Consider the following 22,153-nt stretch of genomic DNA (forward strand, 5'->3'; position numbering starts at 1 on the left):
AAGGAACGTCGATGCGCAAAGCCCGCAGTGTCATCATCTGGGCCGTGGTTTCGCTCTGCATGATCGTGCTGATCACGCTGCCGGTCAACTTGCAGACCCAGCTGATCACCAGCATCACCGTCGTGACGGTCATGGCGCTGATCAAGATTTTGAAGGGTGAGGGGACCTGGCGCCTGGTGGCGCTCGCCTTCGGCACGTCGATCGTGCTGCGCTATGTCTACTGGCGCACCACCAATACGCTGCCGCCTCTTAACCAGCCCGAGAACTTCATTCCCGGCCTGCTGCTCTATCTTGCCGAAATGTACAGCGTTGCCATGCTGGCGCTCAGCCTGTTCATCGTCGCGACGCCGCTGCCGTCACGCCCCTCGCGTGCCGCCAATCCCGGGCGTTTGCCGCATGTCGATGTCTTTGTGCCATCCTACAACGAGGATGCTGGGCTTCTCGGAAACACGCTGGCTGCCGCCAAGGCCATGGATTATCCGGCCGAGAAGCTGCATGTCTGGCTGCTCGACGATGGCGGCACCCTGCAGAAGCGCAATTCCGGCAAGCTGCTCGAAGCCCAGGCCGCCGCTGCCCGCCATATCGAGCTGAAGAAGCTCTGCGAGGACCTCGACGTCAGCTATCTCACGCGCGACCGAAACGAGCACGCCAAGGCCGGCAATCTCAACAACGGCATGAAACACTCGACCGGCGAACTCATCGCCGTCTTCGATGCCGACCACGCGCCCGCCCGCGATTTCCTGCTCGAGACCGTCGGCTATTTCGAGGACGACCCGAAGCTCTTCCTTGTCCAGACCCCGCACTTCTTCATCAATCCCGATCCGCTGGAACGCAACCTGCGCACCTTCGACAAGATGCCGAGCGAGAACGAAATGTTCTACGGCATCATCCAGCGCGGCCTCGATAAATGGAACGCCGCCTTCTTCTGCGGCTCGGCCGCGGTTCTGAGCCGCAGGGCGCTCGACTCCCAGAACGGCTTTTCCGGCATCAGCATCACTGAAGATTGCGAGACGGCACTGGCGCTCCACGGCGCTGGCTGGAACAGCATCTATGTCGACAAGCCGCTGATCGCCGGCCTGCAGCCGGCCACTTTCGCGAGCTTCATCGGCCAGCGCAGCCGCTGGGCGCAGGGCATGATGCAGATCCTGCGCTTCCGCTTTCCGCTGCTGAAGCGCGGCCTGTCGATCCCGCAGCGCCTCTGCTACATGTCCTCCACGCTTTTTTGGCTCTTCCCGTTCCCGCGGACGATCTTCCTGTTTGCGCCGCTCTTCTATTTGTTCTTCGATCTGGAAATCTTCACCGCCTCCGGCGGCGAGTTCCTTGCCTATACGCTGGCCTATATGCTCGTGAATCTGATGATGCAGAACTACCTTTACGGGTCGTTCCGCTGGCCGTGGATTTCGGAGCTATACGAATATGTCCAGACCGTGCATCTGCTGCCGGCAGTCATCTCCGTCATGCTCAATCCGAGGAAGCCGACCTTCAAGGTCACCGCCAAGGACGAATCGATCGCCGTCAGCCGCCTGTCGGAGATCAGCCGTCCGTTTTTCGTCATCTTTGCGGTGCAGATCGTCGCGCTCATCATTACCATCTACAGGATTTACGCCGAGCCCTATAAGGCCGACGTCACGCTGGTCGTCGGCGGCTGGAACCTCATCAACCTGATCATGGCCGGCTGCGCGCTCGGTGTTGTGTCGGAGCGCGGCGAGCGCGCCCTATCCCGCCGCGTCCGCGTCAACCGGCGCTGTGAATTCGGCGCCAACGGCAAGTGGTATACGGCCTCGATCGAGGACGTCTCCGTTCACGGCGCAAGGCTTCATATCTTCAACAAGAATCTCGACGACATGCTCGTCGGTGCCGTCGGCGAAATCCGCTTCCGGCCCTATAGCGGCGCGGATCTGGAGACTCTGCCGCTCATCGTTCGCAATATCGAGCCGTCGGGTGACATCAGCAATGTCGGCTGCCAGTACGTGCCGAAAAGCGCCCTCGATCATCGCCTGATCGCCGACCTGATGTTTGCCAATTCCGGCCAGTGGACCGAGTTTCAGGCCTCGCGCCGCCGCAATCCGGGCCTGATCCGCGGCACTATCTGGTTTCTCGGCCTGTCGTTCTACCAGACGAGCCGCGGCCTCGTTTACTTCTTCCGCAGCATGCGGCCGGAGCGGGAAGCCCAGCAGCAGGCGGCAAAGGTCAACGCCGGATGAGAATGATCGTCGCCGCCTCGCTTTTGCTGCTGAATGCCTCCGCCTTCGCCCAGGCGCAGACGGCACCCTTCGACATGTCCGGCGAGCGGCCGCCCGGTGCCGCCGTTACCCCGAGATTGACATCGCCGACCCCGCCGGCAGCGACCCAGCCGGCAACGGCCGTGCCCGCAGCGGCCGCGGTTCCCGTCACGCCACCGGTGTCCGTACCACCGGCACCCGCAACCCAGGCTGCTCCTGCTCCTGTGCCTGCACCCGTCCCCCCGGCGATCGCCGTTCCGCCGCAGCCGACGGTGCCGGCGCCCCAGCCGGCCGCGGCGGCAAATGCCGCTCTGCCTCCGCGCTCCGGCGATGTCCGCCGCTATGTTGTGCCCTTTTCGAAACTCGGCCTCGGCGGCGAATATGACCGGCGGTCATGGACCGTCTATCTGACGCCGGAACAGGCGGCCGCCAAGGCGAGCTTCACCTTCGCCTACCAGAATTCGATCGTCGTTGCCCCTGAGGCCTCGGCGCTGACCGTCTATCTCAATAACCGCCCGATCGGCCAGCAGCGCATCGGCTCGGCGGACGGTTCGTCGAAAGTGACTTTCGAGGTTCCGCCCGGTCTGCTGCAGCCGGGCGCCAATCTCGTCACCTTCGAAGCCGCTCAGCGCCACCGGACCGATTGCAGCATCCAGTCCACCTATGAATTGTGGTCGAATGTCGATCCGGCCGGAACCTATCTGAGCTTTGCCGGCAGCGATGCCGCCCAGTTGGCGAGCGCCGACGCGATCCGCGCCATCGGTGTCGACGGCGCCGGCAAGACCGAGTTCGATATCGTCGTCCCGGCGCTGGAGCAGCCGGGAACCACCAAGCCGCTGCTACGGCTGGCGCAGGGCCTCGCGGTGCTGAGCAGCATGCCGAACCAGATCTTTGCCTTCAGCACCGCTTCGCTTCCGGCCGGTGGACCGGGTAAGCTCAGCGTGCTCGTCGGCACCGCGGCGGAACTGCGGCCGCTCTTTCCCGGCCTGCCGCCCGGCGCCGAAAGCGCTGCACTCGCCGCCTTCGTCACCGATCCGCGTAGCGGCTCGCCGGTGCTTCTGATCAGCGGCCCCTCCTGGCAGGCGGTTTCCTCGGCGATCGATATCATCGTTTCGCCGACGGACAGGTCCGCAGATGTTCGCCGCGACGTGCTGACCACCGAGCGCTGGAGCGCGCCGAACGCGCCGCTGGTTTTTTCCGACACGAACATCGCTCTGTCTCAGCTCGGTGTGAAGACCACCGAATTCTCCGGCCGGCGGTTGCGCACCAGCTTCAATATCGCCGTGCCGGCTGACTTTTATGCCAATGCCTATGGCGAGGCGAAGGTGCTGCTCGACGCCGCCTATACCGATAACGTGCTGCCCGGCAGCCACATCGATATCTACGTCAATGACAACATCGCCTCCACCGTGCCGATCACCACGACCACCGGCGGCATTCTGCGTCATCTGCCGATCCGCGTGACGATGCGGCACTTCAAGCCCGGTCTCAATTCGGTGGCGATCGAGGCGATCCTGATGACCAAGGACGATGCGGCTTGCGCACCGGGCGCCACCGCCGCTGCCAATCCGCGCTTTGCGCTGTTCGATACCTCCGAGCTGCACATTCCGGATTTTGCCCGCGTCGGTCAGCGGCCGAATCTGGCCGCCATGGCCGGCACCGCTTATCCCTATGGCCGGGCTACCGAGCCGACGCCGCTGTTCATCGACCGCATCGATGCCGACACCCTTTCGGCCGCCGCAACCCTGCTTGGCCAGATGGCGATCACTGCCGGCCATCCGATCGCTGTCGAAAGCGTCGCCTCGCCGAATACGATCGGCGATCGCGATGCCATCTTCATCGGCTCCATCTCGCAAATGCCGGCAACCGCGCTGTCGCAGACCAATATCTCCACCGCCAGCCAAGCCTCCTGGCGTCCCGTGACGGACGCGCAGACGGGCGTCGTCGATACCGGCACGGCCTTCGAGGAGTGGAATTCCAAGGTCAGCGGCGGTCTCCTGCACAACCGTATCACGGCCTTTCGTGAGTGGCTGTCGCGTAATTTCGACATCTCCCGCAATTCGCTGCAGTTTGTGCCCGGCGCCGAGGAAATCTTTACGCCGCCAAACGTCGCGACGCTGCTGGTTGCCCAGGGCTCCAGCCCCGCGGGAACGGGCTCATGGACCGTGGTGGCGGCGCCGTCGGCGAAGGATTTGCGTGAAGGGCTCGAGGTTCTGACCGCGCAGCTGAACTGGCCGCAGATATCAGGCCACATCACCACCTATTCGAGCAAGACGGGCAAGATCGAGACGCTGCCTGTCACCCGTTTCGATTTCGTGCCGTCGATGCCCTGGTCGATCGCCAACTACCGCCTGATCGCCGCCAACTGGCTATCGACGAATATCCTCTCCTACGCCTTCCTGCTGGTCATCTTCCTGCTGTTGATCGGCCTTACGACGTCGAGAATGCTCAAAAGACTGGGCCGGTCGAAATGAGAGGGTGGCGCGCGCTCCTGCTGGCAGCAACGGTCGCGCTCGCACCGAGCCCGTCCGTCGTCGCGCAGCAGGCGATGATCAATGCCGGCGCATGGTCGGCCTACAAGGCGAAGTTTCTCGATCCGACCGGCCGCATCGTCGATAACGGCAATGGCAATATCAGCCACAGCGAAGGCCAGGGCTACGGCCTGCTGCTCGCTTACCTCTCGGCAAGCCCCGCCGATTTCGAGCAGATCTGGTATTTTACCCGCACCGAGCTGCTGCTGCGCGACGACGGGCTGGCGGTTTGGAAATGGGATCCGAGCGTCAAGCCGCACGTGACCGACACCAACAATGCCACGGACGGCGACATGTTGATCGCCTATGCGCTGGCGCTGGCCGGCACGGCATGGAAGCGTGAAGACTATATCCTCGCCGCCTCCCGTATGGCGCAGGCGCTGCTTGCCGAAACCGTCGCCAGCTCGGAGGGTCGCACCTTGCTGATGCCCGGGACCGAAGGTTTTACCGGCAGCGACCGTGACGACGGCCCCGTCGTCAACCCGTCCTACTGGATTTATGAGGCCATCCCGGTGATGGCCGCGCTCGCTCCGTCGGATGCCTGGAAAAAACTGTCGGACGACGGCGTGGAGCTGTTGAAGACGATGCAGTTCGGCCCGCGCAAGCTTCCCGCCGAATGGGTGAGCCTGCACGATAAGCCGCGGCCGGCAGAGGGGTTCGACGCCGAATTCGGCTATAATGCCATCCGCATCCCGCTCTATCTCGCGCGTGGCGGCATCCCCGACAAGGCGCTGCTCATCCGCTTGCAAAAGGGGATGTCACAAGACGGCGTTCCCGCCACCATCGATCTGACCACCGGCCGGCCGAAGACCGTGTTGCCGGACCCCGGTTATCGAATTGTTAACGATGTTGTGGCCTGTGTTGTCGATGGGACCAAGCTGCCGGGTTCGGCGCTGCAGTTTGCGCCCGCACTCTATTATCCGTCCACCCTTCAACTTCTCGGGCTGGCCTATATCGGGGAGAAGCATCCGGAGTGTCTGTGAAGTCTTCTCTCGTGGCGGTCTCAGCGGCAGTGATGGTGGCGACCGTCGTCACCGGACTGAAGGACCGTGCCGCTCTGCAGGAAAGGTTCGGCCTTGGTTCTGTTGGCAGGCCGGCGCCGGAGCTGATGATGATGGGCCGCATCAAGCCGACCGAGGTTGCCGGCAATTCCGAATTCAACGCGCAGCTCGTCGCCGACAAGATCGAGGCGATCACGTCTTCGCCGCCATCGGCATCGGATATGCCCGATCCGAATGCCGTCGCGCGGCAGCCTGCAACACCGCAGCCTGCGGTGCCCCAACCTGCCACGCCTCAACCTGCTACGCCTCAGCCGGCCGCTGAGCTCGCGCCGGTCGCGCCCGCCATCGTGTCCGCGCCGCCGGCGGCGCAGCAGGCCGCCGCGCCGTCGCCGCCTGCCGTCGATGAAAGTGCGCTTCGTTATTTCGCCAGCCGCGGCGACAAGGTGCGCCTGCAGGCTGAGATCTCCCGACTTCAGGCACTCTACCCGACCTGGGTTCCGCCGGCCGATCCGCTCGCCGTGCCGCAGAATGGCGACAAACAGCTCGAGGCCATGTGGCAGCTTTATTCCGATGGCCGTTACGCCGAGCTGCGCAAGGCGGTCGCCGACCGTCAGGCCACCGATGCTGGATGGCAGCCGCCCGCCGATCTGCTCGACCGCCTCGACGTCGCCGAGGGCCGCGCCCGCCTCGTCAACGCTTCCGAGCTCAAGCAATATGCGACGGTGGTCGATATCGCTGCGGCAACCCCGAGCCTGCTCACCTGCAGCGAGGTCGACGTTCTCTGGCGTGTCGCCGAAGCCTTCGTCCAGACGGAGAGGGTGCAGCGCGGCCAGGACGCCTATACCTACATCCTGATGAGCTGCGCCAATCCGGCCGAACGGCTGGCGACCGTCGAAAAGGCCTCGACATTGCTTGCCTACCAGCCGATGCAGGCGCTGCTCGCCCTCGAGAAACCTGCGAGCGACGGCAGCAGGGAATTCGACGCGATCCGCGACAATCTCGCCCGACGCTTCATGGCCGAAGGCAATGACGATCCGAAGCTCGCCATTGCGCCCGATTACGTCGCCCGCCTCGAAAAACTCGCCGGAACCGAGGGGCTTGCGTCGGATGCGCTGCTGCTCGGCTGGCACCAGCTTCGCCGCAACAATGATGCCGATGCAGAGAAGTGGTTCCGCGCCGCCCGTGCCAAGGAGGATACGGCCGCCGCTTCGCAAGGGCTGGCGCTGGCGCTGATCGCCCGCAAGGCTCCTCAGGAGGCCGAGGATGTGATGTTCCGCTGGCGCGCCGATTCCGATGATGCGACAGCAACCTATCTCGCCGCCACCGCCAACCTGATGGCGTTGCAGCCGCCGGCCGATCTCGCCGAAGATGTGCTGCATCGCATCGCCGCCGAGGTCATTGCCCGGAAATATGTGCCGACGGCGCAGCAGTTCGGCTGGTATGCCCGCTCGCTCAACCAGTTCCAGACCGCCGCACGCTGGTTCGAGACCGCACTTGCCTGGAAAGCCGATGACGAGCCATCCGCCTATGGCCTTGTCGTCACCCGCGACCAGCTGAACGACAGCAAGGGCGTGCTCGACATCCAGCATGCCTGGGCCGGCCGGTCGACCCGGATCACCAATCTCGAAGACAACTCCTCTTTGACCCAGAATGTCGGCACGCAGCCCGGGCAGGCAAAGCTTGCCCCGCAGCAGCCGGTTCAGCCGACGCAGCGCCCGGCTGCCGCCGAGCCGCTTCCGGCCGAGCGGCCGGCGGCACAGCAGCCCGGGCCGGAGGTCGCCGTTCGCACGGCGAGGCCGGCGATGCAGACGGTGACCGTTGAGCGCGGTGCGCGCCAGCCACGCGGCTGCTCGACGACTGTAGATGCAGGACAGCTCAGCCCGGCAAACGCGCTGTCGCGCGGCTGGTGCCTGATGGACATCAACCGACCGATGGAGGCGATCTCCGCCTTCGAGATCGCACTGAAGAGCCCGATCCGCAAGGACCGTGAAGACGCAGCCTATGGCCAGAGCCTTGCCTATCTGCGTGCCGGCCTCTCCAGCAATGCCGCCGTTGCTGCCACCAAGGCGCCGCAGAACCGCCAGCGCGCCGCCGAGCTTCAGGTGGCGATCCTCGCCGACCGTGCGCTTTCGGCCTTCGACGCCGGGCGTTATCGCGAAACCCTCATCTATCTCGATCAGCGCGCCCAGCTGCAGCAGGAGCGCATAGACCTGATGGTCTTGCGCGGCTACAGCTATTTCAATTTGAAAATGTACGGCGACGCGACGCGTATCTTCGAAGCCGCCGCCGCGACCGGCAACCGCGACGCCACGCGTGGTCTGGCCGATGTTCGCAGCGTCACCCATCCCGAAGTCAACGACTGACGTTGACGCCGCCACCGCTCTCCGCTACTCGCCTGCTTGGGGGCCGCCCCGGCCTCCCGCGCCCCAAGGAAACGCCCGTGCCCGCTCTCCGTGACATCCTCGACAGGTCATATGACGCCTTCCTCTTCGATATGGACGGAACGCTGCTGAATTCGATCGCCGTCGTCGAACGGGTCTGGAGCGACTGGGCAAGACGCCACGGCTTCGAACCGGAGGTTTTCCTGAAGACGATTCACGGCATCCGCGCCTCCGACGTTATCCGGGGGCTCGGCCTCCCAGGCGTCGATCCGGCCCATGAGGCGGACCTGCTGCTCGCCGAGGAGATGGAAGACGTCGCGGGCATCGTCGAGATCCCCGGCGCCATCCGCTTCCTCTCCGCCATCGCCGATGGAAAATGGGCAATCGTCACCTCGGCGCCGATCGAGCTCGCCAGGCGGCGAATGGCGGCCGCCGGCATCCCGATGCCGAAGGTCATCGTCAGCGGCAAGGAGGTCAAATCCGGCAAGCCCAGCCCCGAAGGTTATCTGCTTGGCGCCAGCCGCCTCGGCGTCGATCCCGCGAGATGCCTGGTCTTCGAAGATGCCGTCGCCGGCATTCTCGCCGGCGAGGCCGCCGGCGCCGATGTCACCGTCATCACGCAAACCCACGCCACGCCCTTCGAAACACCACATTTTTCGATCGCCAACTACCAGGCATGGCAGCCCCGCCAAACCGCCGAAGGCCGGCTGACGCTCACCGCGATCTGACCATTCCGACAAACCGCCTCCTTTTTGTTGGGGGCAAGGTTTTTCCGCTTGCATTGCACGCGCTGAAAAACTAAACGAAACAAGCCGTTTCGGCAGGTCGGGGCGTAGCGCAGCCCGGTAGCGCACTTGACTGGGGGTCAAGGGGTCGCAGGTTCAAGTCCTGTCGCCCCGACCATTTATCCCCTTGAAATCCCAGTCACAATGTCAATTTTCGTTGCCTTGCTAGAGGCGGAAACGGGACGTGGCGTTGGCAAGTATGCGGAAACGGGAACCGGAAATCCCGAAAAAGTCCCCAACGAAAATTTTATCTGTTCATGCTATTTGCCCGCCCGTGCGCCGCCCCTGCAGGGGCGGGGGCTTGCGATTGGCCTTCAGTGCGGTTTCTGAGCGATCGCAATCATCGATTTCGCCAGGAGCGGAATCCTCCCGACATATTCGAAATCGACGTCTTCGAAACCTGTTTCATGCAGGAGGGTGCTCAGCGTTTCCGGAGACCAGAATTTGATATGGCCGTGATTCTTGAGAGGCATGAAATGGTCATCCATCTTGCCGCTCACGGCCAAGGCCAGATTTTTCCAGTAACCGTGAAACGGCGTCGACATGACCGCGATGCCGCCCGGCTTCACCAGATCGTACATGGTGGCCGAGAAAGTCTTGGGATCATAAACGTGCTCCACGACCTCAAGGCTTATCACCGCATCGAAGGTCCCATACCGGCTGGAAAGATCTTCGTAACCGGAGCCAATTTCCAGCGGAAGATCGGGGTGGGCCGTTCTCGCTTTGGCAATTCCGTCCTCGGATGGATCGACACCGATGACATCATAACCCTTTCCCGCAAGCACGGCTGCAGCACCGCCGGCACCACAGCCGAGGTCGAAGACCGACGTTTCGTTTGCCTGCTGGAAACTGTTCTCGAGAACATCGACAACGGCTGGCAAAATGTAAGAATGGGCGGTCGCCGGCTTGGCGTGTACATAGGTCGTCGCGTCTAGTTCGATAGACATTTTAACTCCTGAAGATGTGAGCCCGCCAACACAATAATACGCAACGCAATCGTACGGCGGACTTTGACGGCAGTGTGGTGTCGTTGTGGTATTAACGTGATTAGCGCCGAAGGCGCTCCTGGCAGCTGGTGCCGCCGGTCGATTTGCGGTGCCGATCATGACGCAGATCCCCAGCTGTTGATCGGCCGTTAGACCAAGGTCGCCTTCGTCTCAGGGACGGTTGATCGACAGGGTAGCAAAGAGATGCAGAGAACGTGCCGCAATTCAGCTTGTCCCATCGCAGGTCAAAAAAAATCGCTAATTCGACGGCGGCCTTGTAGCTATTTAAAGTAAACAATGCAGGAAATACCCTTAACGGCTGTGATTTCTAAATAAATAATTCGGTTTCTTTAGGGATAACTCAGTTAGATGGGGCTTGAAGTTTGCATTGTTCTAAGATTATACACAAGTTAAATTCGAATTATCCAATTTGAATTTAAAAAAAACGAAAGCTCTTCGCATTCGTGCAAATACGTGTAGATTAACAGCGTCCCTGTCACAACGAGCCTGATGCGAGCGCATGGCGGATATGAAACAGAATTTAACTTGCAGGCAAGCCCTCGCCAGTGCGTTCCAGGCCCTGACAGACGAGGCCGTGAAAGCCGGCTGGTCGGAGGGCGATGTCGCACTTGCGCTTGCGGAAATTGCCGAGGAGCGTGTGATCGAGGTAACCGCCAAGGTGATCATGGAAGGCTCCATTCACCCCCAGTTCGCCGCCGCTGGCCGCCACACCGGCTAATCTCACAACAACAATCCCGCCGTCTTCGCCGCAGTGATGAAGGAAGCCTGTGCTGTGCGCGGGCTGCGCAGCCCGTCGAGTGCATCCAGGCAATGCTGGCGCGCAATGCGATAATGGCGCCCACGCTTACTCGGCCATTGTTTGAGATATTCGACGGCTTCCCAGACGGTGGAAACGATCAGGCTGCTATCTGGGGCAAAGACCCGGATGGGGGAGGGAAAGCGAATTTCACTCAATATCTGCACTCACTGATTCCTGGCGCGGTCCGAACGCGCGGGGCAAAAATTTGTTCCCTGATTTTGTTCCGTGGAAATTTGCGTAGTTGCTAAAGTTCAAGCCGTCGCGCATAATCATTTTGCTGGTTGCGGAGGGCGGCCGGCAATGCAAGCGTGAATGCGTTTGCCCTCGGAGGAAATGCGGCGTGATGTTGCGATCATCAATCCATCCGCATGATTTACCGTTGTTTTCGGAAGATCTCGATCTGCTGTCGCAAGTGCTCGACAAGGTCTGCGAGGACCGCGGTCTTGTCAGGACGACGCCCGAAGCCGAGCGGATCGGTGCGGTCATCATTCAGCTCTACAGGCAGGGCGTCAAGGACGGCGGCAAGCTCGCCGATCTGGCCAAGACCTATCTCTGACGCTCAGTTCTGCTCGATCGAGACACCGTTCTTGCCGATGCTCATCTCGATCCCCTGCGGCTTGCTCTCCTCACGGTAGATATAAGCGCCGAGGCCGATAACGGCGACGACGAGAACGCCGATGATGACGTAGAGACCATTGCTGCGGTTCAACTGACTGCCCCTCAATATCCTTTAGGACAGCGGAAACGGCCGGAACGCCTATTTGGTTCCATTAATGCAGATCGCCGGGAAGTGTGCAGCGGTTCCCGGATAACGACATGCATAAAAACAAGGAGCTAAAGCGCGTCGTATGAATCAAGTTAACTGCGACGCGCTTTAGAATAGCGATTTTAAGCCGCGTCGGCCTAATTCTGAAGGCCCATTCTAAATTGAAGAGTTAGAACACGATGCTGTCCGAAAACCGCGCAGTTTTCGGCACCATGCGCTAATCGTCATTGGCGGCGTTGAGGTTCTCCGGCCGGATACCGTCGTCGCTGGACGTACGTGCGCGCAATCGAATGCCGGGGCCGCCTTCATCCTGGTTGCCGCTGGACAGGAAGATGATGCCCTGCGCCTCGAGCGTGCTGCGAACATCAAACAGCGCGTGCGGCTCGCCCGCAAATTCGCCATTTTCCAGCGCCGCTACGGTCTCGATCGGCAAGCCACTTGCGGCGGCGAGCTCTTCGATACTCATTCCGATCATCGCCCGCGCGCCACGTATCTGTGTTGCTGTTATCATACCGCAAAATCTAGCGCATTCACCGTAGTTCTCAAGTGGCGCGAGCCGATCATGCGTCCTTCAATTTTACACCAAATAGATCGTCGTGCATGCGCTCGACCGCGACCCCCATTCCTCCCATCAGCGCGGCGCGGTTCCCAAAGCGGCTGATTTCGATGCGCGGCGGATAAGGCGTGCAACGCGGCAGGAAACCCCGGATCGCATTTACAAGTTCGGGTCTTGCACCGATGCTGCCGCCGGTGATCACCAGTTCAGGATCAAGCGTTGCTCCGATGGCCGCAATGGCGACTGCGACCAGCCTTGCCGTCTCTTCAATTGCCGCCACGGCGCTTGTCTCTCCCGCATTGAAGGCGGCGAAGAGGTCGGCCACGGTGGATGCGTTGCGCCCGCCGAAACCCGTGTAGCGACGAAGCATCGCGACACTGCCGACCGCGCTCTCAAATGTTCCAAGCGTAAACCCGCCAGGATCGAAAGCGTCTCCGCCGATCGGGAGATAGGCGATTTCGCCGGCCGCGCCACGCGCGCCGCGCAGCAGAGCACCATTGGCGATAATGCCCATGCCGACGCCGGTTCCGAGAGCGATGAAAGCAAAATTGCCGGTCTCGACACCGTGTCCCCGCCATCGCTCCCCTTGCGCCGCCAGGTTGACATCGTTTTCGACGATCACCGGCACGCCCATCCTATCGCTGAAGACCTGCCACAGATTCATGGCGTCGATGCCGGGAATGTTCGGTGCCACATTGATATGGCCGGTGGCGGGATCGAGCACGCCGGGACTGCCCAGAACGACGAGACGGAGCTTGTCGGCGGTCGTTCCGACAGCAAGCGCCAGTTCAACGATCACATCGCTGAACTGATTGACGAGATGCATTCCGCCCCGTGGGTCGGTGGCCACTTTGGTTTCGGCGACGACGTTGCCCAACAGATCGCAGATCGCCGCAGCAATCTTGGTGCCACCGAGATCGATGGAGACAGCCAGTCCTGCTCGTGCATTGATTTCATAGATGATCGCATTCCGGCCGGGTCGACCGTCGGTCTGTCCGATCGGTTTCAGCCAACCATCATCTTCAAGGTCGCGCACGACATCGGAAATCGTCTGTTTTGACAAGCCGGTCAGCTTGGCAATATCGGCGCGGGAGATCGACCCGCTGGCCAACACGGTGCGGATCACGGCATTGGTTGAAATTTTTCGTGCGATTGGAGTCTGTACGACAGAAGAGGTCATTGCTATCCGGCCAGCTCGTTGCAATTAGTTCGGAGCACATACTTAATTAGCACGATATTGGCTTTCCAATATCGCGAAAGGCGAGATCTGAAGCTCTATCTGATCATCTCTACCGGTTTTCAGTACACTACAGCTCTCTCTTTGTCTACGTCCTTGACAAACGGAAGGCTACCTGTAGGCTGGGATCAATTGCGGGGATTGCCAATGATAAAGCCCTCGACTGATGGACAGCTTTTCGCCGAAGAGGGCGTTTTATTGCCTGTAATGGCGCCACGCCTTCAGGCGGATGTTCATCCGGATGGATACGCTGATCTTGCTCTCTGGGGCGCCGGCAGTCTGGGGCGTGTGAGATTTTCTGCCGTCGGGGGGCCTTATACCTATGCCCCGAACCGAATGGTCTGCGAACATGGCGGCGTATTCGTCGCGCAGTCGCTGCCGGTGATGTTGATCAGAGGCGTGCGTCTCCAGGGTGTATATCCGGCGCGCCGTTGCGCCTGGTGGCATGAGCCGGATGAACAAGGCGCAAGCGCGAGGCTCACTCGGACCGATCATCGGCGGATTTTCGAAATGGGCTGGGGTGTGCTCATCGTGGACGCTCTCGGCTCGGATCTTCGGATTGCCGTCGGCGCATCGAGAGGCGAAGCCGAGAAAGCTCTCAGCCTCACCAGCCAGGCCATCATTACGGAAGCCGCTGAATATGTTGCACGTTGTGATCTGACGCCCGACGCCGACGCGCTGATGCGCAGCATGGTCAGCCAGGGGATACATGCCGCCCTTTCCAGCATCAGACGTGATGAACACGGCGCCTTCGCTGGTCTTGCCGCAGGGCAGGCCTATAGTGCTCCGGCGCGGACCTATTACCGCGATGGCTATTGGACGATGCAGCCTCTTCTGACGCTTGCGCCGGAGGCGGTGCGCGACGAGATCCGGCTGCTCGCCAAGGGGGTCCAGCCGGATGGAGAAGCTCCAAGCGGCGTAATCTTGACCGGGCCTGCGCAGTCAGAGGCTTGGCAGCGCTTTGTCGCCGACAGCAAGGCCAATCCCAAAACCCACAAGAGGGCGGTTCCGGAGTACCACAACCGTCCGCAAGATTGGTGGAGCGACCACTTCGACAGCCCGCTCTTCTTTATTCTTTTCATTGACGACTATTTCAGCGCAACGAAAGATACAGCCGAGGTGCAACGGCACTGGCCGATCGTCAAGGCAATCGTGGAGCGTTATCTCAGCATGGCCGGTCCTGGCAGCGTTCTGCCGCTGAAGCCGCGCAACGACCGAGACTGGGCGGACAACGTCTATCGTGAGGGTCTGGTCTCTTACGATCTGGGTCTTTTCGTAGGCGCCATGGACGCGGTGGCAAGGCTTGGAGACAGTCTCGATCCGACGCTTGCCGAACGCGCACGCAAGACCGTAAATCTTGCCCGCGAAGAAATCGAAGCCAAGCTCTATGTGCCGACAACGGGAGGATATGTCGACTATGGAACGCCTGGCGCTTTTGTCGAGGATCATCTGGCTCTCGACAGCCTGACCTTGTCGCGATTTGCTGCGATTTCCGGGCAGAAGGCGGTTGGCTTGCTGAGAGCATTTGAAACGAGACTCGAAACGCGCAACAATCAGGAGCAGCCCTATGGCAGCTGGGGTGTGATGTGCGCCTATCCGCCATTCAAACGGCCAAGCGATCTGCGATCCAAGACGGCTTTTCCCTACCGCTACCATAACGGCTCGGACTGGCCGTATTGGGATGGCGCCTATGCCGAAGAACGCCTTCGCCACGGACTTGGCGGTGCGCGCTATGCACTGACACGCTGGTGGGAAACCTGCCTCGAGAATGGCTGGATCGGTGCGGTGGAATATTTCTCCCCGCCTTACGGGCGCGGCTCCCTGCTTCAGGGCTGGAGTGCCATGCCGGCGGCAGTTGTTTTAAAATACGGGCTTGACGCCGCAAATGCGGAGCCAATCTCATGAGCATGACGGCTCGCTCGGTTCTAAAGCAATTCCAGCAAAAGCGTGCAGCGGTTTTGCGGGGAAAAGCGCGACCCGGTTTGGCCAGGGAATTGCGTGAAAATAACGAGCTAGAGCATTTTCGTGATTCGAAGAAAAACGGAAATGCTCTAGTCGGATCCCTCATCGATCCGCATGGCGAAGGCGACGGAACCGTCCCGTTCGAGTTCGGAAAAACCAAGATGACGGTAGAAACCTCTGGCGCGTTCGTTGTTTGGATCGACCCCGAGATGCACAGCCTTTACCCCGTGATTGCGAAGCGCCTGAAGCTCGGTGCTGATCATCCTGCGCCCCCAGCCGCCTGCCTGAAGTCCGGGAAGAATGTTGATGTGAAGATGCGCGGGATAATCGTTTTGAAGCCACGTCGTTCCGCTTCGCGGATTTTGAATTCGCTCGATCACATCGGCGTCGCGCGGATGGCTGGGTGTCAGTCCGGCGATCTCTCGGCGGACGAACGGCCACCAGTGTGTCGCCAAGTCTTTGTCGAACCCGCCGGTATCGGCCGCTCCGACGACATAGCCGACCGGCCGGTCGCCCTGAACGAGAACAAAGGCAAGGTCTCTGGCAAACTTGAGATAGGGTACCGACCAGATGTAACCGGGCAGATGCGGGTCGCTATAAAGCGCGCTGGCATCCTCGCCGCCATTGGCGGTTTTCAGGCAGATGTCGAAAAGAGCTTCGACATCCGCTTCAATCGCCGGGCGGATGAAGCAGTTGCTGTCCATACCTTTGCCACCTCCTGCGTGGCGCTTTGTCATTGTAGGTCGCGAGAGAGACTCATGCATTGACGATTACCTCAGATTCGCAGGCCCGGCAAAGGTCTGGAAGGAAACGTTCGGCCGGTGCCAGGCGCAAGGCTCGGATGGGGAGTGGAGAATAAACCAAGTGAGGTGGAGCAGATGAATAGAACCGTGAAATCGATCAGCATACTGCCGGCATACCGATTGAAAGCAGCCGTCGCGCTTGCAGGCGCGGCGCTTATGAGTTTCGGCCTTTCCGCGGCCCGCGCCGACGATCTGGCTGTGTGGGATGACCAAACCTTCGAAGGCCAGAGCGCGGTTATCGAGCAACTGAATAAGGAGTTCGAAGCCGCCCATCCCGGTGTAACGATCAAACGCACCGCCCGCACCTTCGATGACATGAAGCTGACGCTGAAGCTTGCGGTTTCGGCAGGGGATGGCCCTGTCATCACCAAGGTCAACCAGGGCGCCGGCGACATGGGCGCGATGATCAAGGAAGGTTTGCTCCTGCCGGTTGACGAGTACATCAAGACATATGGCTGGGATAAGCGGCAGTCGGATTCCGTGCTTGCTCGAGACCGCTGGGATGGGCCAAAATTCGGGGTCGGCAAGACCTACGGCATATCGGGTCTCGGCGAGATCGTTGGCCTCTACTACAACAAGAAGATCCTCGACGACGCAGGCGTTAAACTGCCGCAGTCCTTCGAGGAGCTTTTGGCTGATCTTGATAAGCTGAAGGAAAAAGGCGTCGCGCCCTTCATGATGGGCTCGGCAAAGCAGCATCTCGCCCTGCACATGATCGGTGCCATCGATCAAGCGCATATCGACGCGGCCAATCGCGGCGAACTTGATGACCTGATTTACGGCAAGGGCGGTTCCTGGAACACCAAGGGCAATATCGAATCCGCCAAACTCGTGCAGAGTTGGGCACAGGGAGGCTATTTCTATCCTGGTTTCGAGGGCATCTCGGGTGACGACGCCGTCCAGCTCTTCATTTCCGGGCAGGGCGCGTTCCTGATCTCCGGGACCTGGTATTTCGGCGACATGCAAAACAATCCGGATATCGGCTTCATGGCCATTCCCGCTCCGAAGGGCATTTCCAAGCCCATGAGTGTCGGAGGCGTGGATCTTGCCTGGGCGATAACGAGCCTTGCCAAAGACAAGACAAAGCAGGACTTGGCCGGCGAGTATATCGACTACATGGTTTCGGAAAAGGCCGCTGAAAGCTGGGCCAATGCCGGCTACCTTCCCGCAACATCGCTCCCGGCGGATGCAAAGCCCAAGCTCACGCCGCTCCTGACCTCTGGCATCGAGATGTGGAAAACACTCAATGCCAACGATGCACTCGGCCATTACCCCGATTGGTCAAGCCCGACGATGCTGAAGACGATAGACGACAACACGCCACTTCTCTTGTCCGGCAAGATCACGCCCGAAGCCTTTGTCGATGCCATGGACAAGGATTATCAGGCGTACTTGAAGGATAAGAAATAAGGAGCACGGACGCTGGTCGTGATCGCCAGCTCGGTGGTCACGACCGCCAGCTCGGCGGTCCAACCGGCGTCCCGTTCGCCACGTTAAAATGAGCGCTGCGAGTTCACGCCTTGCTGCGCGATGACCAGAGCTTTGGCTTCATGGAGTACTGGATGAAACGCTCCGCACTTGATGGAACGCAACATACCAATTTCATCTATTTATTGCCTGGATTGCTGCTTTACGCGGCGTTTGTCTTTGGACCGATTGTCGCGGCTTTGGGATTGAGCCTGACCAGTTGGGACGGCTTGAGCATGCCGAGGTGGGTTGGCCTCGGTAATTATGCCGATCTCTTTTCCGACAGCCGTTTTTACATCGCCTTGCGTAACAACGCCGAGCTCATGATCTTCTACTGTGTTCTGCCGCTCGTGCTCGGCATAACGCTTGCTGCCTGCGTCTGGAATCTGAAGCAGCGCGAACAACTCGCGCTCAGAACGTTCCTGTTTCTGCCCTATATCATGCCGACTGCCGTGTTGGGCATCATCTGGGCATGGCTCTACAATCCTGCATTCGGCCCGTTCAATCAGTTTCTCAGAGCGATAGGACTGGGCAGGTTCGCATTACCGTGGCTCGGAGATTTCAATTTTGTGCTTCCCGCGGTCGGGATCGTTGCCACATGGTATTTCTTTGGTTTCTGCATGGTCATCTTCCTCACCGGAATTCAGCGCATCGACCCGTCGCTGTTCGATGCTGCCAAGGTCGATGGCGCTTCGGCGCGAAAGACATTTTTCTGGATAACGCTGCCGCTTCTCATGCCTGAGATAAGGGTGGTTTTGCTTCTGACGGTGATAGCATCGATCAAAAGCTTCGACTTGATTTTTACAATGACCCGCGGCGGACCGGCAAACGCGACGCTCGTGCCGAATATCTACATGTATCAGCTCGGCTTCGAGCTCAATCGGTTCGGCGCTGCGGCGGCCATCGCCATTGTCGGCGCGTTGCTGACATTCGCAATCAACTATGCAATTCACCGGCTGGTCGGCTCTAGAAGCAAAGGAGTGGCTTGATGAGCCGTTCGTCCAACATCCCCGCCGCGCTCTTCCTTCGCCTTCTCCTCTGGCTTCTTGCTTTCGTAACGATCACGCCGTTCCTGCTTCTGCTGCTGACGTCGATAAAGAGCAAGGCTGACGTTCTCAGGGGTGCTTTCGCATTGCCGGCCTACCCGCATTTCGAAAATTATGTCGATGCCTGGAATGCCGGACATTTCAACATCTACTTCTGGAATTCGATCATCGTTGTCATACCCGTCGTTGCAGTAAGCGTCTTTCTAGGCCTGCTGACCGGTTTTGCCTTTGCCTACCTGTCATTCCCGCTCCGGCGCACGCTGTTCGCGATCCTGACGCTCGGCATGATGGTGCCGGCCGAGGCCTTCATCATCCCGCTTTACTATGAAATGCGATACCTTGGGCTGATCAATACCTATGCGGCGCTTATTATCCCGCAGATCGCCATGTCGATACCGTTCTCAACGATCTTCCTCGCCAGTGCGATGCAGCAATTGCCGGAGGAAGTTCTCGAAGCGGCGGTCCTCGACGGCGCCGGACGCTTTCATATCCTTCGCAAGATCGTTATCCCGCTGATGATACCGGCAATGTCGACACTGGCGCTGTTCCTGTTCATCTGGACCTGGAACGAGTTTCTCATTCCGTTCATTCTGGTCAACGACGACGCCTATCGGACGCTGCCCCTCGGCATGCTGTTTTTCCAAGGGCGTTACACTGTCAACACGCCAGTTCTGACCGCCGGCGCGGTGATCGTGATTTTCCCGCTCATCCTGACGTATCTGGTTTTCCAGCGGCGGTTTATCGCCGGCTTGACGGCGGGCGCGACGAAATAGACTGCGACATTATCGGAGCTATGGCCTCCGGCCACGCCTGTGGCGCACTTCTAGTGCCGCACAGCCCCAGACAGTGCCGAGCAGCAGATAGACATGGCGCCAGTGGTCGATATCGATGACGTTGCCGATCGTCGCATGGCCGAGAACCGAGATCCAGGCGATCATCAGGAAGGGTTGCCACGGGCGGTCGAGCAGCAGGTATCGGAAGCCGAGCGCAAGCGTCCAGATGAGCATGCCGACATAGCTAACGAAGCCGAGCCAGCCATAGGTGGTGAGCGATTTCAGCCAGATATTGTGCTCGTCCTCGGGAAACATTGTGCCGAACACCAGCGGGCCGATGCCGAGCGGGCGCTCCATCATCATGGTGAAGCCGATCCGGTGGCGCTCGAAACGGCCGAGATGCTCGCCGTCATATTGCTGCACTAGCTGGGCGCGCGCCGAAAACAGTTCGGCGACCTTCGGAATCTGCAGCGCCACCAGCAGCGAAGCGACCAACATGATGATCGCCGCCAGCGACAGCACCAGCACCCTGAGGCGAAAGGCGCCGCTGCGCTCCTTGAGCAGCATGATGAAGATCAGCAGCCCCACGCCGAGCGCGAACAGGCCCCAGGCGGCGCGGGAAAAGGACAGGAAGATGCCGAGCGCAAGTACGAGCAAGGCGGCAGCCTTCAGCGGTGATTTCTTCAGGTCGCCCACCAGAATGCCGTGGACGAGATAGAGTGATGGCGGCACCAGGAAGGGGCCGAAGACGTTCGGGTCCTGGAAGGCGCCCTTGGCGCGGTCATAGAGTGTGAAGATTTCCGCGCCTGGAAAGGCATGGAAATAGCCGAGTATGCCGAGCGCTGAGGTGGCGACGGCGGCGAAGGTCCAGGCGTTGAAGATCAGCAGCAGCCGCTTGTGGCTATCCTCGATAATCGCTGCGTAGAAGACCGCCGTCAGCGCCAGGAAGGTCGACACCGCAATATACATCGGCCCTGTCGCCAGATCCTTCATCTGCGTCAGCGACAGCATGCCGCCGATATTGAAGGTGAGCAGCAGGGCAAGCAGCGGCGCCACGCCGCGCGAAATCCTGAGGCCCAGGATGAACCAGAGGCCGATCAACCCCGCCATCCAGAGTTCGTAGGGTGCCGGCTCGTCGATCACGAAACCGGAAAGGAAGACGCCGAAGGCGACGAAGGCCGAGCCGATCAGGCGCAGCGTCATCCGCTGCGGCTGGGCGACACGCGGATATGTCGCCTCGATCGCGGTCAATAGGCGTTTTCCGTATTGAGCAGCCGGATCGGCGTCAGGAACAGGATCTTGAGATCGAACCAGAGCGACCAGTTCTCGATGTAATAGAGGTCGTATGCGGTGCGGAACTTGATCTTCTCGTCATTGTCCACCTCACCGCGCCAGCCATTGATCTGGGCCCAGCCGGTGACGCCGGGCTTGACGCGGTGGCGGGCGAAATAACCCTCGACGACATCGCCGAAGGCGCGGTCGCGGGCTTGGGCGAGAACCGCATGCGGGCGCGGCCCGACCAGCGAAAGCTCGCCCCTCAAGACATTGAAAAACTGTGGCAATTCGTCGATCGAGGTCTTGCGGATGAAGCGGCCGACGCGGGTGACACGCGGATCGCCCTTGGTGACCGCGGCCTTTCCCGTAGGGTCGGCCATGTTGGTGTACATCGAGCGAAATTTGAAGACGTTGATGATTTCGTTGTTGAAGCCGTGGCGCTTCTGCATGAAGAAAACCGGGCCTTCGGAGGTTGCCTTGATGGCAATCGCCGTCGCTACCATCAGCGGCCAGAGCAGCGCCAGCGCGACGACGGTGAAGAAGATGTCGAAGCCGCGCTTGGCGACGGAATCCCAGTCGCGGATCGGCATCTTGAAAATGTCGAGCATCGGCACCGAGCCGACATGCGAATAGGCGCGCGGCCGGAAACGCAGCCGGTTGGCATGCGCGGCAAGGCGGATATCGACCGGCAGAACCCAGAGCTTCTTCAAAAGGTCGTAGATACGCGCCTCGGCCGAAAGCGGCAGAGCGATGATCAGCATGTCGATGCGCGTCAGCCGCACGAATTCGACGAGTTCGGCCACGGTGCCGAGCTTCGGATAGCCTGCGACCATGATCGGCGAGCGCTTTTCGCCGCGATCGTCGAAGATGCCGCAGATGCGGATGTCGTTGTCATCCTGCTGTTCGAGGATGCGGATCAGGTCCTTGGCCGGCTCACCGCCACCGACGATGACGGCGCGGCGCTCCATGATGCCGTTGCGCGCCCAGTTGCGGATGCCGTAGGTGACGAGGAAACGCTCGGCGGCAAGGAAGAGCGCGCCGGCTGCAAACCAGGGTATAAAGGCGTCGACGACCATCGCCCATGTGCTGCCGCGAACCAGAGCGAACAGGCCGACGGTCAGGAGAAGCGCGATCGTCCACGAAGCCAGAATGCGCGGGATCAGCCGCAGCTTGGCCCGAAGCGCTGGGATGGTGTAGGTGTCGGCAAGCTGGAGGCCGATGACGGTCAAGGCCGAAGCGATCGCCGCCATGCCCGCCCGCATCCAGGAGGAATCATGGCCGTCGCCGGGCCAGAAAGTGTGAACGATCAGGGCGATCGCGAAGAGCGCCAGGAATTCCAGCAGCCGCAATTGCCCGATGATGATGACAGGCGAATTGGTTCCATCGCGGAACTGTTCGGCGATCTGCCGGGCATAGGGGTTGATTTCGGTCGGGCCGGAAGGTTTTTCCTGACCCGCGTCGCCGCGCACCTCGATGTCGGAGACCTGCTTGCGCAGTGCTTCCACGTCGAATTGATCGCCTTTTTCCAGCTTGTTCATGGGG

Annotated in this window: 19 protein-coding genes and 1 tRNA gene; 12 read left to right on the forward strand and 8 right to left on the reverse strand. The window is 60.5% G+C overall.

Annotated features, from left to right (window positions below):
- The first annotated feature begins 11 nt into the window (after positions 1–11).
- From bcsA to J3O30_RS08320, 6 genes are all read left to right on the forward strand, one after another.
- Positions 12–2,204 (forward strand): UDP-forming cellulose synthase catalytic subunit, encoded by a 2,193-nt coding sequence (gene bcsA, locus J3O30_RS08295; RefSeq protein ID WP_207583744.1) that lies wholly within the window; start codon positions 12–14, stop codon positions 2,202–2,204.
- Positions 2,201–4,696: a cellulose biosynthesis cyclic di-GMP-binding regulatory protein BcsB gene (locus J3O30_RS08300; protein ID WP_207583745.1), complete on the forward strand. Its 2,496-nt coding sequence runs from the start codon at positions 2,201–2,203 to the stop codon at positions 4,694–4,696. The genes bcsA and J3O30_RS08300 overlap by 4 nt, the downstream gene beginning before the upstream one ends.
- Positions 4,693–5,736, forward strand: a complete 1,044-nt coding sequence (locus J3O30_RS08305; protein WP_207583746.1) for a glycosyl hydrolase family 8 — start codon at positions 4,693–4,695, stop codon at positions 5,734–5,736. The genes J3O30_RS08300 and J3O30_RS08305 overlap by 4 nt, the downstream gene beginning before the upstream one ends.
- Positions 5,733–8,117, forward strand: a complete 2,385-nt coding sequence (locus J3O30_RS08310; protein WP_207583747.1) for a cellulose synthase — start codon at positions 5,733–5,735, stop codon at positions 8,115–8,117. The genes J3O30_RS08305 and J3O30_RS08310 overlap by 4 nt, the downstream gene beginning before the upstream one ends.
- A gap of 77 nt (positions 8,118–8,194) precedes the next feature.
- Positions 8,195–8,863, forward strand: a complete 669-nt coding sequence (locus tag J3O30_RS08315) for an HAD family hydrolase (protein WP_207583748.1) — start codon at positions 8,195–8,197, stop codon at positions 8,861–8,863.
- A gap of 98 nt (positions 8,864–8,961) precedes the next feature.
- Positions 8,962–9,038 (forward strand) — tRNA-Pro (locus J3O30_RS08320).
- Positions 9,039–9,234: 196 nt separating this feature from the next.
- Here the strand turns inward: J3O30_RS08320 and J3O30_RS08325 are convergent.
- Complete coding sequence (locus J3O30_RS08325) at positions 9,235–9,867, reverse strand: methyltransferase domain-containing protein (protein WP_207584283.1); 633 nt, start codon at positions 9,865–9,867, stop codon at positions 9,235–9,237.
- A gap of 559 nt (positions 9,868–10,426) precedes the next feature.
- Between J3O30_RS08325 and J3O30_RS08330 the strand changes: the two genes are divergently transcribed.
- Complete coding sequence (locus tag J3O30_RS08330) at positions 10,427–10,645, forward strand: hypothetical protein (RefSeq protein ID WP_207583749.1); 219 nt, start codon at positions 10,427–10,429, stop codon at positions 10,643–10,645.
- A gap of 2 nt (positions 10,646–10,647) precedes the next feature.
- Here J3O30_RS08330 and J3O30_RS08335 read toward each other — a convergent pair whose 3' ends face one another.
- On the reverse strand, positions 10,648–10,881 hold the full coding sequence (locus J3O30_RS08335) for a DUF982 domain-containing protein (protein ID WP_207584284.1): 234 nt from the start codon (positions 10,879–10,881) through the stop codon (positions 10,648–10,650).
- Between the two features lie 188 nt (positions 10,882–11,069).
- Here J3O30_RS08335 and J3O30_RS08340 point away from each other — a divergent pair, with 188 nt between their 5' ends.
- The gene (locus tag J3O30_RS08340; protein WP_207583750.1) at positions 11,070–11,282 is read left to right on the forward strand and encodes a hypothetical protein; all 213 of its coding nucleotides are present in this window, start codon (positions 11,070–11,072) and stop codon (positions 11,280–11,282) included.
- A 3-nt stretch (positions 11,283–11,285) separates the two neighbouring features.
- Here the strand turns inward: J3O30_RS08340 and J3O30_RS08345 are convergent, their stop codons facing one another.
- The 3 genes from J3O30_RS08345 to J3O30_RS08355 form a co-directional block, all read right to left on the reverse strand.
- Positions 11,286–11,435, reverse strand: coding sequence for a hypothetical protein (locus tag J3O30_RS08345; RefSeq protein WP_207583751.1), 150 nt, complete (start codon positions 11,433–11,435; stop codon positions 11,286–11,288).
- Positions 11,436–11,709: 274 nt separating this feature from the next.
- Positions 11,710–12,003 (reverse strand): helix-turn-helix domain-containing protein, encoded by a 294-nt coding sequence (locus J3O30_RS08350; protein WP_207583752.1) that lies wholly within the window; start codon positions 12,001–12,003, stop codon positions 11,710–11,712.
- 49 nt (positions 12,004–12,052) lie between these two features.
- Positions 12,053–13,234: an ROK family transcriptional regulator gene (locus J3O30_RS08355; RefSeq protein WP_207584285.1), complete on the reverse strand. Its 1,182-nt coding sequence runs from the start codon at positions 13,232–13,234 to the stop codon at positions 12,053–12,055.
- A 198-nt stretch (positions 13,235–13,432) separates the two neighbouring features.
- Between J3O30_RS08355 and J3O30_RS08360 the strand changes: the two genes are divergently transcribed.
- Positions 13,433–15,190: a glycogen debranching protein gene (locus tag J3O30_RS08360; RefSeq protein WP_207583753.1), complete on the forward strand. Its 1,758-nt coding sequence runs from the start codon at positions 13,433–13,435 to the stop codon at positions 15,188–15,190.
- Between the two features lie 146 nt (positions 15,191–15,336).
- Here the strand turns inward: J3O30_RS08360 and J3O30_RS08365 are convergent, their stop codons facing one another.
- Positions 15,337–15,951 carry a GNAT family N-acetyltransferase gene (locus J3O30_RS08365; RefSeq protein WP_207583754.1) on the reverse strand — a complete coding sequence of 205 codons (615 nt, stop codon included), beginning with the start codon at positions 15,949–15,951 and terminating at the stop codon, positions 15,337–15,339.
- A 174-nt stretch (positions 15,952–16,125) separates the two neighbouring features.
- On the opposite strand from J3O30_RS08365, the gene J3O30_RS08370 reads away from it, so the two are divergent.
- From J3O30_RS08370 to J3O30_RS08380, 3 genes are all read left to right on the forward strand, one after another.
- On the forward strand, positions 16,126–17,460 hold the full coding sequence (locus J3O30_RS08370) for an extracellular solute-binding protein (RefSeq protein WP_207583755.1): 1,335 nt from the start codon (positions 16,126–16,128) through the stop codon (positions 17,458–17,460).
- 152 nt (positions 17,461–17,612) lie between these two features.
- Entirely contained in the window at positions 17,613–18,506 is an 894-nt protein-coding gene (locus tag J3O30_RS08375) for a sugar ABC transporter permease (protein WP_164008873.1), read from the forward strand.
- Positions 18,506–19,336 (forward strand): carbohydrate ABC transporter permease, encoded by an 831-nt coding sequence (locus J3O30_RS08380; RefSeq protein ID WP_207583756.1) that lies wholly within the window; start codon positions 18,506–18,508, stop codon positions 19,334–19,336. Before J3O30_RS08375 ends, J3O30_RS08380 begins: the two co-directional genes overlap by 1 nt.
- Positions 19,337–19,354: 18 nt before the next feature.
- Here the strand turns inward: J3O30_RS08380 and J3O30_RS08385 are convergent, their stop codons facing one another.
- Both J3O30_RS08385 and J3O30_RS08390 read right to left on the reverse strand, forming a co-directional pair.
- On the reverse strand, positions 19,355–20,587 hold the full coding sequence (locus tag J3O30_RS08385; protein ID WP_207583757.1) for an O-antigen ligase family protein: 1,233 nt from the start codon (positions 20,585–20,587) through the stop codon (positions 19,355–19,357).
- Positions 20,584–22,149: an undecaprenyl-phosphate glucose phosphotransferase gene (locus tag J3O30_RS08390; RefSeq protein WP_207583758.1), complete on the reverse strand. Its 1,566-nt coding sequence runs from the start codon at positions 22,147–22,149 to the stop codon at positions 20,584–20,586. The genes J3O30_RS08385 and J3O30_RS08390 overlap by 4 nt, the downstream gene beginning before the upstream one ends.
- Between the last annotated feature and the right edge of the window lie 4 nt (positions 22,150–22,153).

This window comes from Rhizobium sp. NZLR1, assembly GCF_017357385.1.
Classification (GTDB): Bacteria; Pseudomonadota; Alphaproteobacteria; order Rhizobiales; family Rhizobiaceae; genus Rhizobium.

Excerpts from the sequence above, each read along its gene's own strand:
- J3O30_RS08380 (WP_207583756.1), top strand. The coding sequence starts at position 18,506 with ATGAGCCGTTCGTCCAACATCCCCGCCGCGCTCTTCCTTCGCCTTCTC.
- J3O30_RS08330 (WP_207583749.1), top strand. The coding sequence starts at position 10,427 with ATGGCGGATATGAAACAGAATTTAACTTGCAGGCAAGCCCTCGCCAGT.
- J3O30_RS08350 (WP_207583752.1), bottom strand. The coding sequence starts at position 12,003 with ATGATAACAGCAACACAGATACGTGGCGCGCGGGCGATGATCGGAATG.
- J3O30_RS08375 (WP_164008873.1), top strand. The coding sequence starts at position 17,613 with ATGAAACGCTCCGCACTTGATGGAACGCAACATACCAATTTCATCTAT.
- J3O30_RS08340 (WP_207583750.1), top strand. The coding sequence starts at position 11,070 with ATGTTGCGATCATCAATCCATCCGCATGATTTACCGTTGTTTTCGGAA.
- J3O30_RS08370 (WP_207583755.1), top strand. The coding sequence starts at position 16,126 with ATGAATAGAACCGTGAAATCGATCAGCATACTGCCGGCATACCGATTG.
- J3O30_RS08365 (WP_207583754.1), bottom strand. The coding sequence starts at position 15,951 with ATGGACAGCAACTGCTTCATCCGCCCGGCGATTGAAGCGGATGTCGAA.
- J3O30_RS08305 (WP_207583746.1), top strand. The coding sequence starts at position 4,693 with ATGAGAGGGTGGCGCGCGCTCCTGCTGGCAGCAACGGTCGCGCTCGCA.
- J3O30_RS08360 (WP_207583753.1), top strand. The coding sequence starts at position 13,433 with ATGATAAAGCCCTCGACTGATGGACAGCTTTTCGCCGAAGAGGGCGTT.
- J3O30_RS08325 (WP_207584283.1), bottom strand. The coding sequence starts at position 9,867 with ATGTCTATCGAACTAGACGCGACGACCTATGTACACGCCAAGCCGGCG.
- J3O30_RS08300 (WP_207583745.1), top strand. The coding sequence starts at position 2,201 with ATGAGAATGATCGTCGCCGCCTCGCTTTTGCTGCTGAATGCCTCCGCC.
- bcsA (WP_207583744.1), top strand. The coding sequence starts at position 12 with ATGCGCAAAGCCCGCAGTGTCATCATCTGGGCCGTGGTTTCGCTCTGC.
- J3O30_RS08390 (WP_207583758.1), bottom strand. The coding sequence starts at position 22,149 with ATGAACAAGCTGGAAAAAGGCGATCAATTCGACGTGGAAGCACTGCGC.